9 protein-coding genes are annotated in these 14,186 nt (G+C 73.5%); 6 read left to right on the forward strand and 3 right to left on the reverse strand.

From position 1 onward, the window contains the following. Positions 1–5 precede the first annotated feature (5 nt). Positions 6–2,504, reverse strand: a complete 2,499-nt coding sequence (locus SKED_RS18270; RefSeq protein ID WP_012868667.1) for a beta-galactosidase — start codon at positions 2,502–2,504, stop codon at positions 6–8. Positions 2,505–2,524: 20 nt separating this feature from the next. Then, positions 2,525–5,905 carry a DUF5107 domain-containing protein gene (locus SKED_RS18275; RefSeq protein ID WP_012868668.1) on the reverse strand — a complete coding sequence of 1,127 codons (3,381 nt, stop codon included), beginning with the start codon at positions 5,903–5,905 and terminating at the stop codon, positions 2,525–2,527. A gap of 56 nt (positions 5,906–5,961) precedes the next feature. Between SKED_RS18275 and SKED_RS18280 the strand changes: the two genes are divergently transcribed. Beyond that, complete coding sequence (locus SKED_RS18280) at positions 5,962–6,855, forward strand: helix-turn-helix domain-containing protein (protein ID WP_012868669.1); 894 nt, start codon at positions 5,962–5,964, stop codon at positions 6,853–6,855. 16 nt (positions 6,856–6,871) lie between these two features. Here SKED_RS18280 and SKED_RS18285 read toward each other — a convergent pair whose 3' ends face one another. Then, on the reverse strand, positions 6,872–7,858 hold the full coding sequence (locus SKED_RS18285; protein WP_012868670.1) for an asparaginase: 987 nt from the start codon (positions 7,856–7,858) through the stop codon (positions 6,872–6,874). Between the two features lie 314 nt (positions 7,859–8,172). Here SKED_RS18285 and SKED_RS18290 point away from each other — a divergent pair, with 314 nt between their 5' ends. The 5 genes from SKED_RS18290 to SKED_RS18310 all read left to right on the forward strand — a co-directional run bounded on the left by SKED_RS18290 (position 8,173) and on the right by SKED_RS18310 (position 14,186). After that, positions 8,173–9,399 (forward strand): cobalamin-independent methionine synthase II family protein, encoded by a 1,227-nt coding sequence (locus SKED_RS18290; RefSeq protein WP_012868671.1) that lies wholly within the window; start codon positions 8,173–8,175, stop codon positions 9,397–9,399. A gap of 171 nt (positions 9,400–9,570) precedes the next feature. Then, a complete protein-coding gene (locus SKED_RS18295; RefSeq protein ID WP_012868672.1) occupies positions 9,571–10,230 on the forward strand; it encodes a TetR/AcrR family transcriptional regulator in 660 nt (219 codons plus the stop codon). 31 nt (positions 10,231–10,261) lie between these two features. Then, entirely contained in the window at positions 10,262–12,637 is a 2,376-nt protein-coding gene (locus SKED_RS18300; protein ID WP_012868673.1) for an MMPL family transporter, read from the forward strand. 165 nt (positions 12,638–12,802) lie between these two features. Continuing rightward, on the forward strand, positions 12,803–13,765 hold the full coding sequence (locus SKED_RS18305) for a cation diffusion facilitator family transporter (protein ID WP_012868674.1): 963 nt from the start codon (positions 12,803–12,805) through the stop codon (positions 13,763–13,765). Between the two features lie 10 nt (positions 13,766–13,775). Further along, on the forward strand, positions 13,776–14,186 hold the full coding sequence (locus SKED_RS18310; protein WP_012868675.1) for an NUDIX hydrolase: 411 nt from the start codon (positions 13,776–13,778) through the stop codon (positions 14,184–14,186).

The raw sequence follows: 14,186 nt of genomic DNA on the forward strand, positions 1-14,186 counted from the left end.
GGCCCTCATCCCTTCACCGCCCCTGCGGTCGACACCGAGGACGGTCGGCTCTGACCCACCCCGTGGTCATCGGCGCGCAGCACGGTGCGGGCCACCCGCACCACGTCGACGGAACGCACCTCGACACCGTCCGCTGCGGGGACGACGGCCGGGTCTACCCGGACCCCCGTCGCCCCGACCCACGGGAGGAGCTCGAGCACGACGCCGTGCGCGGCGACCTCCTCGCGCCACGGTGTGAGGTCGAGGTCCCACACGCGGCCGTGCCAGAAGTGGTCGCTCACCAGGTGCTCGCCCACCCAGGCGCGGCCGACGTCGCCCGTCCAGGCGACGCGCAGGAGCGCCCGGTCGGTGCCGGTGAGCAGCGCGTCGGGCACGTCGAGGTGGACGCGTGCGGCGCCCGTCCAGTCGGTCGGCGCGCTGAGCCGGTCCACGGGCCCGCCGCGGGCCGGGGCGGGAGCCGTAGCGTCCGGCCGGAGGCCTGCGGCGACGCGGTGGGTCCCGGCACCCACGACGTCGACGGTCCACGTGCCCCACGGCGAGGCGGCGCCCGGTCCGCGCACGTCGTCGCGGACCTGGCCCGCTGGAGCGTCGACACCGTTGGAAGAGCCCACGGGCTCGAGCCCCTCCGGTGCCGGCAGCAGCGAGACGGTGGCCTGCGGGGCGTCGGTGTGCAGCACCAGGTCGCCGTCGAGCGCGTAGACGGGTGCGTCCGAGAGCACGAGGCGCTCACGTCCGGCGACCTCGAGCCGGTAGAGGGTGCTGGCCGTCGTGTCGTCGAGGACGACGACGCGCACCGCGGCGCCGTGGGCTCCGCCTCTCAGGTCGACGACGCAGCCGCGGCCGGGCGTTCGAGCGAGGGTGACGACCGTGGTGTGTCCGTCGTCCCCGCGGGTGGCCGACCCCGCACCGGCGACGCTCACCTCCCCCTCGAGCACCAGCTCGACGTCCACGCCGTCGGTCGCGGCCAGGACGACGACGTCGTCGAGCCGGGCGAGGACCTGCGCCGTGGCGCTGCGCAGCACCAGCCCCTCCGCCAGCGCGTAGCGCAGCGGCCAGGCGACCGAGACCCCCGCGGGCAGGTCGACCGGGCGGGTCGGCGTCGTGACCTGCTCCCCGTCGAGGTCGACCGTCACCTGGACGCCGGGCTGGGCGCTGATGGGCGCGGCGGACGGCTGGTACGTGGTGAGGAACAGGTAGCCGGAGCGCCCGTCGGAGCGCACGGACCAGCGGAGCTCGTCCGGGTCGGCGCTGCCGCCCCCGACCGTCACGGTCATCGGGGCGAGCCGAGCCCCCTCGTCGGCGAGCCAGAGGTGCTGGCGGCGCAGGAGGTGGTGGTGCCGGCGGACCTGCCCGTGCTCCCCGACCGGCGCGTGGAAGTCGTAGGAGAGCGTCGGCACGTCGTTGGGGTAGCCGGTCGCCTGGGACTCCTGCTCCGTGCCGTGCGGCCCGACGCGCTGGGTGCCGCCGGCGTACATGTAGTACCCCTGCCACACCGAGCCCGAGCCGACCTTGGCGAGGGCGAGCGCCGCGACGTCGTCGGCCGTGACGAGGGGGCGGCGGTGGTAGGCCACGTGCATGCCGCCGCCGAGCTCGCAGGTGGCGAAGGGCAGGTCGTCGCGGTCGAGCGGCGCCTGGGCGCCCTGCTCGAGGACGATGCCGTCGAGCGCCTCGCGCAGGTCGGCACCGACCGTGAGGTCGTCGCGCACCGCGCTGTAGCGGTAGTGGACGGCGGAGAACTCGGGCCAGCCTGTCGTCGACTCCTCCCAGAAGCCGTCGGCGTACGCGCTGTAGAGCGGCAGCAGGGTGCCGGGGACCTGCGCGCCGCCCCACCCGGTCGCCGTCCACAGTGGGACCCGCAGGCCGAGGTCCTCGGCGGTGCGGCGCAGCGTGGCGAGGTGGCCGGGCTGGTCGTACAGCTCGTTCTCGATCTGCGCGCCGACCACGGGGCCGCCCTCGGCGTGGGTGAGCCCGGTGAGCTGGGCGATCGTCTGGCCGTAGAAGGCGCGGACGAGGTCGAGGTACGCCGGGTCGTCGGTCCGGGTGCGCAGGCCGCGCTCGACGAGCCAGTCCGGGAACCCTCCGTAGCGTGCCTCGCCGTGCGCCCACGGCCCCAGCCGGACGACGACGTCGAGACCGTGCGTCGCTGCCAGCTCGACGAAGGCCCGCAGGTCGAGGTTCCCGTCCCAGCGGAAGTCGCCGGGCGTCGGCTCGTGCGCCTGCCAGAACACGTAGGTGGCGACGGTGTCGAGACCGCCGGCCCGGGCGTGCCCGAGCACCTCGGACCAGCGCTCGCGGGGCAGCCGGGAGTAGTGGACCTCACCGGTGACCGGGATCCACGGCGCACCGCCGCGCTCCAGGGTCCGCGTGGTCGCCTGGATGCTGTCGGCGCTGTCGGCGCTGTCGGTGCCGTCGGTGCTCTCGCCGAGGAACGTGAGGCGCTCGGCCGGGACCGGCGGGGCGACGCTGACAGAGCGCGTGGTGGTGCTGGTGTCCTGCGTGGTCATCGGTCTCTCCTTCGAGGACGTCATCGGTCAGTCCTGCGGGTGCTCTGGGACGACGGCAGCGGCTCCTGCTCGTCGAGGCGTCCGAGCTGGCCCCGGAGCAGCCGGGGGCGCGCGTCGTGGGTGGCCTGGACGTCCTCGGCGAACAGCAGCATCGTCGGCAGCGAGGTCGCGAAGTAGTCGACGGCAGCCGTCGTCCCCTCCTGCTCGTCGACGTACCGGGCGAGGCCGTCGCGCAGGTCGGTGGCCTCGTCGTGCAGACCGAGACGTCGCAGGGCCGTGACCGACGCCGCGGTGCGCTCCGAGTACGGCTGGACCGCCATCGCCTCGAAGTCCCCCTGCTGCGCCGCGGCGATCTCCCACGCCTCGCTAGCCTCGTGCTCGCGCCCGGCCGCTGCCAGCGCGTCGCCGAGCAGCAGGTGCAGGTCGGCGGTGTTGGCCAGCGGGTGCCGTGCCTCGCCGAGGGACGCGACCGGCTCGAGCGCGGCCTGGACGTGCCTGACGGCGTCGTCGGGGTGACCGGCGTCGAGGGCCGCGAGCGCGAGCGACCCGTGCGCGGAGTCCCAGGCGGCCAGGACGGAACCCTCGCCGCCCTCCCACGGCTGGAAGGAGCGCCCGGTCAGCAGCGCGAGGGCCTCGTCCGCCCGGTCGAGGTCGGTGAGCAGGACGGCGAGCTGGACGGTGAGGTCGTCCCGGGCCGCGACGAGGTCGGCCCGGGCGGAGAGCGCCGCGGCACGCTCGGCCGGCCCGACGCCTCTGCGCCCCGCGAGCTGGTCCGCCTCGTAGAGCAGGCGGGCGTCGTCCGGGGCGAGGGCCCTGGCCTGGTCGTAGCAGCGGGCCGCGAGGTCGCCGTCGTCGAGCACGTTGTACGCGGCCAGGCCGAGGTTGCGCAGGACGACGGGGTCGGTGCCGTCGGCGTCGGCCGAGGCCTGCCACGCGGAGACGGCCTCGTCGCGTCGACCGGCGGCGTAGAGGCGGTGGCCCGCGAGGCCCGACAGCAGCGGGTCGTCCGGGCGGTAGCGGCGCAGGCGTGCCAGCGCGTCGTCCTCGGCGGCAGACGGGAAGCACCGGTCCCGGGGGGCGAGGCGGGCACGCTCGACCGCCCGGTCGGCGGCGGCGTGGTCCCCGCGGGAGAGCTCCAGGTCCGCGGCGTGCAGCCACGCGACCGGTGCGACGTTGCGCTGACCCCCGACCGTCGGCAGGGACGCGGCCCGCTCGAGCAGCGCGAGCGCCGCGTCGACGTCACCGGTGGAGGCGTGCTCGAGCGCGACGTCGACGAGGACCGTCGGGTCGGCGGAGAGCGTCACGTGCTCGCCCAGGCGGTCGCCGAGGTCGCGTCCCCAGGCGTCGAGCGGGTCGAGCGCGAGGGTGCCGCGCACGGTCTCACGGGCTGCGGCCTCGTCACCGGCGCGGCGCAGCGCGACGGTGAGGAGGTTGCGGGCCTGGACGTGTCCGGGTGCGCGGGTGACGAGCGCCTGCAGGTCGTCGACGGCGTCCTCGAGGCGCTCCGCGAGGTCGAGCCGCGCCGTGGCGACGACGGCGGCGTCGAGCCACGACCGGTCCCACGACGCCGTGCCGAGGGCCTCGCGCGCCTCGACGACGCGTCCCTGACGGGCGAGCACGACCCCTAGGCGGTAGTGCGCCTCGCCGTCGCGCGGGTTGGGGTTGCGCAGGGTGAGCCGCCGGACGGCGGCACGCAGGTGCCGCTCGGCGTCGTCGAGCCGGCCGTCGCGCGCCCGGCGGGCCGCGAGCGCCACGTGGGTGCGCGCGTCGCCGGGGTCGCGGCGCAGGGCCTCGACCCAGTAGGCCTCGGGCGAGCGGGTCGCGTGCCGGTACTGGTCGAGGTGCAGGCCGGTCACGTACAGCTCGTCGACGGAGCCCAGCTGCTCGGGCGGTGGAGGCTCGGTCGCGGGCCGGACGTCGCGCTGGCTTTCCTGCTGCCCCGACCGCGCGCTCGCCTCCGGTGCGTCGTCCGTCGTCGTGCGGGGGCGCCAGGTGATCAGGCGCGCGCCACCGTGCTCGACCGTGAGCTCGAGGTCACGGGGGTCGACCTCCCCCGCGACGGCGCCATCCTCGGGGTGGACCGTGACGCCGACGACGTACGGCGCTCCCGGCGCCAGGTCGACGTCCGCGCTGTGCACCACCTCCGCCCCGCGACGCAGTACGACCCGCGCACCGGGGCGCTCGGCCGTCACCGCGACCGCGACACGGACCTCGGCACCGTCGCCCACCGGCTCGACGTCCAGCCGGACCGCCGCGTCACGCGTGGCCTGGTGCACGGGGCCGGTGTCCTGGATCGGGTACCAGTACTGGGAGAAGGTCTTGGTCTCGCCGGGGCGCAGGAAGGCGAAGTCCGGCTGGTTGTCCGTGAACACCCCGGCCATGAGCTCGACGTAGGGGCCGTTGGTGTCGGTGAGGTGCGCGCCCCACGCGTGCCCGAAGGGCGCGTCGCCCCAGGTCCACATCTTCTTGCCCGGCGAGACCCGGTGGTCGGCCCAGTGCACGAACCCGGCGCCGACCCCGTGGTCGTACCCGCCGAAGAAGTCGTCCTGCGACCCCAGGCACATGTACGAGGTGGGCACGGGGATGTTCCGGTACCAGTCGAGCCTGTCGCCGTCGGGCCGCTCTGGCGTGCGGCGTGCCGGGTAGTCGACGCCGTAGTACCGCCCGTCGGCCGCTGGGAAGCTCGTCACCGCGCGCTTGGCGTGGTCGGCGACCACGCGCACGTCCGTCGGGAAGAACGACTGGTAGTCGTCGTTCACCGCTGCCGCGACGTTGGCCCACCACAGGAAGGTCTGGACGTCGTCGGTCCGGTTGACCAGGTGGGCGCGCAGCTCGACGAGGGCGCTCGCGGGCGACAGGCGCACACCGTGCATGCCCTGCATCCGGGCGAACGGGTCGTGGTCGGAGCACCACACGGTGACGGAGCCGTCGTCGTCGTGCTCGATGGTCGACTCGGTGGGCAGGTAGGTGGCGGGGCGGTGGTGCTGGGGCCAGTTGAGCTCGACGCCGCCCGACACCCACGGGCCGAGGAGCCCGACGAGCGCGGGCTTGATGACGTCGTTGCGGTAGAAGAAGTCGTAGCCGCGGGTCTTGTCGTGGCCCACGTGGATGCGTCCGCCGAGCTCGGGGAGCAGCATGAGGCGCACGTAGTCGTTCTCGATGTGCACGGCGTCCCAGGTGCGTGGGGTCTTGTCGAGGGAGACCCGCTCGACGAAGGGCATCGGGTAGACGGCGCCCGACGACCCCTGGTAGACGCGCTGGTCGAGGTAGGCCGGGTAACGGCTGGCCTCCGCCGGCTCGTAGGTGTCGATCACCACGGGCTCGCGCCAGGCGCGGACCGGGAGGGCGGCGAGGGCGGCGGGCGCTGGGGGGAGGACGATCCTCGACTCTTCGCTGAGCATGGGTCGACGGTAGAGCGGGTTGACCCACCCGGGCGATAGACGTTTCACTGCACCTCATGGACGGATCGACTGCCGCTGAGGGCCTGGGCGCGCTGCGTGACGGTTTCGCGGGGCAGCGGATGCTCGTCACCCCGCGCTCTCTCGTGCGCGAAGCCCTCACACTCCCGGTCACCTCCCGGCTGCTGGTCACCGACGCCGGGGTGTTCCCCCACGCGGCCCGGCACGGCAGATCCAGGGTCTCCGGCGCCGAGCAGCACGTCGTCCTGGTCTGCACGGACGGCGCCGGGTGGTGCCGCACCCCTGCCGGGACGGAGGTCGTCGGCCGGGGTGACGCGGTGCTGCTGCTCGCCGGCGAGGCGCACGAGTACGGCGCCGACGCCGAGGACCCGTGGACGCTGTGGTGGTTCCACGTCCTCGGCGGCGACGCCGCCGAGCTCGTGAGCGCCGGCCACCAGGCCTCGGGCGGGCCCGTTGCCCACCTGCGGGACGCCGCGCCGGTCGCGAGCCTCGTCTCCCAGGTGATCGACGGTCTCGACGCCGGGACCCGGGCGGGCACCCTGCAGGCGACGGGCGCCGCGTTCCACGCGCTCACCCAGGTCGTCGCGACCGGGCGCCGCTCCCCCGGGCCGTCCCTCAGCCCCGTCGAGCGGGCGCTCGAGCACCTGCGGGCCACGAGCCCGCGGCGCACCCCGGTGGCGTCCCTCGCCGCGATGGTCGGCCTGAGCACGTCGCGGCTCGGTGCGCTGTTCCGCGAGCACGTGGGGGTGTCGCCGAACGCCTACCAGTCACAGCTGCGCATGGCGCGGGCCCGCGAGCTGCTCGACAGCACGGACCTCGCCGTCGCGGCGGTCGCGTCAGCCTGCGGCTTCGACGACCCGCTCTACTTCTCCCGGCAGTTCGCACGGGTGCACGGTGTCGCGCCGAGCGCGTACCGGGGGCGGACGCGCTGAGTGGTCTCGGTCCGGCTCAGGAGTGGCGCGCGACCGCCTCGCGCAGCCCGTCGCCCTCGGTGCCCGACGAGAGCAGGAGCGCGAGCAGCACCCGCGCCTTGACCGGAGACAGCTGGCCGGCCGTCATGACGCCGCGGTCCCGGAGGTCGATCTCACCGCCCGGGTAGCCGTAGGTCCGCTCGAAGACCGGACCTGCCCCGGTCCGGCTGGCCATCAGCACCGGGATGCGGGCTGCGGTGGCGGCGACGTTCTCCACGGCCGACGCAGCGACGTGCCCCGCACCGACGCCGGCGAGCACCACGCCGTCGTACCCGGCGTCGGCCAGACCGGGGAGCAGGGCGAGGTCGTCGCCCGCACCCGTGGACACCAGGGCGACACGCGCCCGGGCCGACTCCGGGGCGGTCAGGACAGGTCGCGGGCGTGGGCGCAGCTCCAGGCGCGCCTCTCCCTCGGCGACGTAGCCGAGCGGACCGAGCGGCTCGGACGTGAAGGCGTCGACGTGGAACGTGCTGCGCTTGCTCACCCAGCGCGCGGAGTGGACGAGGTCGGCGAACTGCACGAGCACCCCCGCCCGGCGCGCCTCGGCGCTCGCCGCCACGAGCACGGCCGAGACGAGGTTCGCCGGGCCGTCCTCGCCCGCGGCCGCGCGGCTGCGCATCGCGCCGGTGACCACGACGGGCCTCGCAGAGGCCGTCCCGAGGAGGTCGAGCGCGAAGGCCGTCTCCTCGATGGTGTCGGTGCCCTGCGAGACGACCACGCCCTCGACGTCGTCGGGCAGCGCGAGGACGTAGCGGTGCAGGGCGAGCAGGTCGTCGAGCGTCAGGGACGGCGAGGGGACGAGGCGGAGCTCGTGCGGGAGCAGCGCGATGCCGGGGACCCAGTGCTCGACCTCCTGCCGGAACAGGTCGGCGCCGCTCACCGGGACGACGCCCGACGTCGCGCGGGTCGCCTCCGAGCTGATCGTCCCGCCGAGGGTGATGAGGCTGATGCGTCGCTGTGTCACGGCACCAGTGTCCCAGGGACGGGACACCACCTCGCCTGACCACCCCACCCCGAGGGACCGGGCGCGACGGCGAGGGACCTCCTGGAGACCCTCGGCGTCGCGCGCGGTCCCTCGCGCAGCAGCATGAGGCGTCTCGACTGGCGGGACGGGAGCGGGGTTTGAGGGCGGTCTGACAAGAGCTGCGGTCAAGCCGTGGGAAGGTGTGGGAACAGCGGGAATGCGAAGCCTCGCGCCTGTCAGGGCACCGCTGCGACACCCGAGCACCGCGACGCCTGCGTCGTCTGGTGCGCCCGACATCACGAGACGAGGCCCACATGCTGGACAGTCGCGACCGCATCCAGACCACCCACGCCGGCAGTCTGCCGCGCACCCCCGAGCTCATCGCCGCGAACGACGCGCGCCAGCTCGCCGAGGACGGCTTCACCCTCGACCGCACCCCGGAGTTCGACGGCCTGCTCACCTCCGCGGTCGGCGACCTCGTCGCCCGCCAGAAGGCGGCCGGCATCACCGTCCCGGGCGACGGCGAGTTCGGCAAGGCCATGACGAGCGCGGTCGACTACGGCGCCTGGTGGTCGTACTCGTTCCAGCGCGTGAGCGGCCTCGAGGTGACCGGCGAGGACATCTTCTCGGCCGAGCCCGTGCGCTCGACCCCCGGGAACATCCGCCTGACGACCTTCCCGGACCGTCGCGACTGGACGATCTTCCGCGAGGCGTACACCGACCCGACGAGCGGCATCTCGACCGGCAAGGGCGCCACGGCCTTCCCTGCGACGACCGGGAAGCTCGCCTACGTCGGCCACGAGGCGATCGCCTCCGACATCGCCAACCTCAAGGCCGGTCTCGCGGCCAACGGCCTCACGGAGGGCTTCGTCACGAGCCTGTCGCCGGGCAGCGGCTCGCGCATCCCCAACGCGTTCTACGCCACGGAGGAGGAGCACATCTGGGCCTGGGCCGACGTGCTGCGCGAGGAGTACAAGGCCATCGTCGACGCCGGTCTGATCCTGCAGATCGACGACCCGTCGATCGCCGAGAACTGGGACCAGATCAACCCCGAGCCGAGCGTCGAGGACTACCAGGCCTTCACGCGCATCCGCGTGGAAGCCCTCAACTACGCGCTGCGCGACCTGCCGCAGGAGCAGATCCGCTTCCACCTGTGCTGGGGCAGCTGGCACGGCCCGCACACCACCGACCTCGAGCTGAAGAACATCGTCGACCTCATGCTCGAGATCAACGCCGGCGCCTACTCCTTCGAGGCGGCGAACGCCCGCCACGAGCACGAGTGGAAGGTGTGGCAGGACGTCACGCTCCCCGAGGGCAAGCTCATCCTCCCCGGGATCGTCGGGCACGCGACCAATGTCGTCGAGCACCCCGAGCTCGTGGCCGACCGCATCGAGCGCTTCGCATCGGTGGTCGGCAAGGAGAACGTCGTCGCGTCGACCGACTGCGGTCTCGGCGGGCGCATCCACCCGCAGATCGCGTGGGCCAAGCTCGAGGCGCTCAGCGCTGGCGCGGAGATCGCGAGCCAGCGCCTCTGGGGCTGACGCCCTCCACCCGCACGGCCGACGGGCCCGTCTCTCCGCACCGGAGGGGCGGGCCCGTCCGTCGTCGGCGCAGGCGCAGGGCCGCGCGGTCGACCTCGGAGCCCAGCGCGCGGCGCACCTCACACCCCCACCTGTTGCACCCGGTGCAACGATGCACCTAGTGTCGCGAGCGTGACGCAGAGCCCACCCACCGGCGACCGCCGAGCCGCCCTCAAGGCGCGGCACCGGCGCGCCATCCTCGACGCCGCGGCCGCCCTGCTCGACGAGCACGGCATCGGCGGCTTCTCCGTCGACGACCTCGCCGAGCGCGCCGACGTGTCCCGGCGCACCGTGTTCAACCACTTCCCGTCCCTCGCGGACATCACCGCGACGGTCTGCACGGAGTTCTTCGACGAGGCCATGGAGGCCTTCGAGGAGCACGCCGTCGGACGCCCGACCGACGCCGCACCGTCGGTCTTCGACGACGTCTCGGACGCGCTGCGCGCCATGGACTTCATCAGCCCCATGGCCTACCTGGTCCGCGTCCTGCGGACCGACCAGGGCGCCTCCGACCAGCTCTCGCCGTCCTTCACCGCCGCGGTGTCCGGCCTGAGCACCCGCTTCGCGGCAGAGATCCGCCAGCGCCACCCGGCCGCCGACCCCTACACCGTCGACCTGCTCGTCGGGTCGACCCTCGCGGGCCTCCTCGTCGTCGCGCACCGGTGGGCGGACGCGACCGGCGGCGTCGACGACGCCCGGTCCCGCGACACCTTCTCGACCATGCTCGAGGGCATGCTCACCGCCGTCGGATCGGGCTTCGCGTCCGAGTCCGTGTTCCCCCGCACCGCCTGACCCCCCTCCCGGCCCGTACCGAAGGACTCTCATGGCTGAACTGCTCTACCGACTGGGCCGCACGGCCTCGCACCGCGCCAAGACGGTGATCGCGATCTGGGTCGCCGTCCTCGTCGCGGTCGGCGCGGCCTTCGCCGTCGCCGGCGGCACGCTCGCGACCACCATGTCGATCCCCGGCACCCCCACCGAGCAGGTCACCGAGCGCCTGCAGTCGCAGTTCCCCGAGGCCTCGGGCGGCACCGGCCGGATCGTCCTGCAGACCGACGACGGCAGCGCCTTCACCCCCGAGCAGCAGGCACAGATCAGCGAGCGCCTAACGAGCGGTGCGAGCCTCGACGGCGTCATGCAGCTGGTCGACCCGTTCGCGACCGAGGCGCAGCGCGCCGAGCAGGCCGCGACCCTCGAGGCCAGCGCCGAGCAGATCGCCGCGAGCCCCGTGCCCGTCCCCGAGGAGCAGGTCGCGCAGGTCGAGCAGGGCCAGGCACTCCTCGACATGGCCACCGAGATCCGCACGGTCTCCGAGGACGGCTCCGCCGCCGTCGTGACCGTCGCCTTCGTCGAGCCGCAGATGGACGTCACCCCGGAGGTCAAGGACTCGGTCGTCGCGCTCTTCGACGAGCCGGTCGACGGTGTGACCGCCGACTTCTCGTCCGAGCTCGCCGACGCCGTGCCGAGCCTCGTCGGTGCGGGCGAGATCGTCGGCCTCGTGGTCGCCGCGATCGTCCTCGTCATCATGCTCGGCACCCTCGTCGGCGCCGGGCTCCCGATCCTCTCCGCGATCGTCGGCGTCGGCGTGGGCGCGCTCGGCGCGATGTCCCTGTCGGGCGTCGTCGAGATGACGTCCGTGACGCCGGTCCTCGGGCTCATGCTCGGCCTCGCGGTCGGCATCGACTACTCGCTGTTCATCGTCAACAGGCACCGCCGCCAGCTCAAGCAGGGGTACGGCGTCCACGAGTCCATCGCGCTGGCCACCGGGACGTCGGGCAACGCCGTCGTGTTCGCCGGTGCGACCGTGATCATCGCGCTGCTCGCCCTCAACGTGTCGGGCATCCCGTTCCTCGGCCTCATGGGCACCGTCGGGGCGCTCTGCGTCGCGATCGCCGTCCTCGTCGCCGTGACCTTCACGCCCGCCATGCTCGGGCTGGTCGGCGAGCGCATCCTCAGCCGCAAGGAGCGGGCCCGCGTGGGCCAGGCCGCGACCGACCCCGCCGCGCGCGAGGCGGCGGCCAGTGCGCTGGCCCCGGCGAAGCCCATGTCCACCCCGCGGGCCGTCGGCCGCGTGCTCGTCGGCATCGCCGCGCTGCTGCTCGTCGCGCTCCCGGCGCTCGACCTGCGCCTCAACCTGCCCGACGGCTCGTCCGAGTCGCACGACACCACGCAGTACCAGGCCTACGCGGCCGTCGCCGACAAGTTCGGCGAGGGCCAGAACGGCACCCTGCTGGTCGTCGCCGACGTCCCCGTCGCCGGGTCCGAGGCCGAGGCGCTCGGGACCCAGGTGCAGATCGCCGAGGCGCTCTTCGCCCAGGACGACGTCGTGGCCGTCGCCCCGATCGGGTCCTCCGAGGACGGCACCGTCACCGCCTTCCAGGTCGTCCCGGCCGAGGGCCCGACCGCCGAGTCGACCGAGACGCTCGTGCACACCTTGCGCGACCTCTCACCGGTCGACGGCACCTACGAGATCGGCGTCGCGGGCTCGGCGAGCGGCAACATCGACATCTCGGAGAAGCTCGCGAGCGCCCTGCCGGTCTACCTGCTGGTGGTCGTGGGTCTCTCGCTGGTGATCCTCGTGATCGTGTTCCGGTCGATCTTCGTGCCGGTCATCGCGACCCTCGGGTTCATCCTGTCGTACTTCGCCGCCCTCGGCGGGGTCGTCGCGATCTACCAGTGGGGCTGGCTGGCCTCGGTGTTCGGCGTCGAGACTCCCGGCCCGATCCTCAACTTCCTGCCGACCATCCTCGTCGGGATCCTGTTCGGCCTCGCCATGGACTACATGCTGTTCCTCGGGTCGGGCATGCGTGAGGCCTACGTCCACGGGGCACCGGCTCGCGTCGCGGTCGCCGAGGGTGTCCGTGCCGGGCGTGCCGTGGTGACCGCCGCCGCGATCATCATGGTCTCGGTGTTCGGCGGGTTCGTGTTCTCGCACAGCACGATGATCCGGCCGATCGGGTTCGCGCTGGCCTTCGGTGTGCTCCTCGACGCGTTCCTCGTCCGGATGCTCATCATCCCGGCGCTCATGCACCTGGTCGGCGACAAGGCCTGGTGGCTGCCCCGCTGGCTCGACCGGATCCTCCCGGACGTCGACGTCGAGGGGTCGGCGCTCACCCGCCACCACCCGCACGCCGAGGTCGACGGTGGCGTCAAGGACGAGCAGCCGGTGGCGCCGGAACCCGGTCCCACCACGAGGTAACCCCTCCCCAGCACCACCAGCGGCCGCTGTCCTGCCCCGGACGGCGGCCGTCGTGCTGCACAGCCCCTCAAGCGACCCTGGTCTGCGCACCCGAGCAGCGCTCCGCGCACATCGCCCAGAACGCCTACAGTGGACATCCGTCCACGCCTCACGTCAGGAAAACCCATGCGCACCGAGCAGCAGGCCCTCACGACGTCGTTGGCGGGGGCGGTCACGCTCGCCGTCCTGGGGACCGTCTTCGGTCTCGCCTCGGGGTCCTCCGCGATCCTGTTCGACGGCGTCTTCTCGATGGTCGACGCGCTCATGTCGGTGGTGTCGATCGCCGTGGTCCGCCTCATCACACGGTCCACGGCCGTGGGGCTGTCGCGACGGTTCGGGCGGGGGTTCTGGCACTTCGAGCCGATGGTGCTGGTCGCCAACGCGCTCATCCTCGTCACCGTGATGACCTATGCCCTCGTGGAGTCGGTGCTGTCCGTCCTCGACGGCGGGCGCGACATCGAGCTGGGGCTGGCGATCGTCTACGCGGCCGTCGTGCTGGTCATCACGCTCACCATCGGGCTCCTCGAGCACCGGGCGAACCGACGGATCGGGTCGGCGATCGTAGCCATGGACGTCAAGGGCTGGCTCATGGCGGGCGGGGTCACCGGGGCGCTGCTCGTGGCCTTCGTGGTCGGCGTGCTCATCGACGGAACCCGCTTCGAGGCCGCGACCCCGTACATCGACCCGGTCGTGCTCATCGTGGTGGCCGTGGTCCTCGTCCCGGTGCCGCTGGCGACGCTGCGACGTGCGCTCTCCGAGGTGGCGCTCGTGACCCCCGTGGCGCTGCAGGACGAGGCAGAGGGCGTGGCGGCCGAGGTGGTCGCGTCGGAGGGGTTCGTCTCGTCGAAGGTCTACGCCGCCCAGATCGGCCGCTCGCGGCAGGTCGAGGTGCTGTTCCTCGTCCCCGAGGGCGAGGCGCCTCGTCCCCTCGAGGAGTGGGACGACATCCGGACGCGGGTCGTCGACGCGCTGCGCGGGGACGACCCCAACCACTGGATCACGGTCGCCTTCACCACCCGGCCGCACCTGACCTCACCTGAGCGGTGCTCGCCGGTGGGATCGCCGCCGCCCAGGACGACCAGCGCCTAGAGTCGTGCAGATGACTCAGGCCCCCACCTCCGAAGGCTGCCAGATCATCCTCGTCGACGACTCCGGAGCGGTGCTGCTCCAGCTGCGCGACGCCAAGGACTGGATCCCGTTCCCCGACATGTGGGCGGTGCCGGGCGGCATGCTCGAGCCCGGCGAGGAGCCGCTCGACTGCATCGTCCGGGAGGTCCGCGAGGAGCTCGGGGTCGACCTCGACCCGGCCGACGTGACCTTCCTCGGGACGACGACGCGTTCCTACGGCGTCGAGCACACCTTCACCGCGCGGCTGAACGCCCCGGCAGAGTCGATCGCGCTGACCGAGGGCCAGCGGGTCGAGTGGTTCTCCCCCGAGCGCGTGGCCGCGACGCACCTCGCCTACGAGGACGACGACGTGCTGGCCGCGTTCTTCGGCGAACGCACCTGA

Origin of the sequence: Sanguibacter keddieii DSM 10542, assembly GCF_000024925.1 — a bacterium.
Lineage (GTDB): Bacteria > Actinomycetota > Actinomycetes > Actinomycetales > Cellulomonadaceae > Sanguibacter > Sanguibacter keddieii.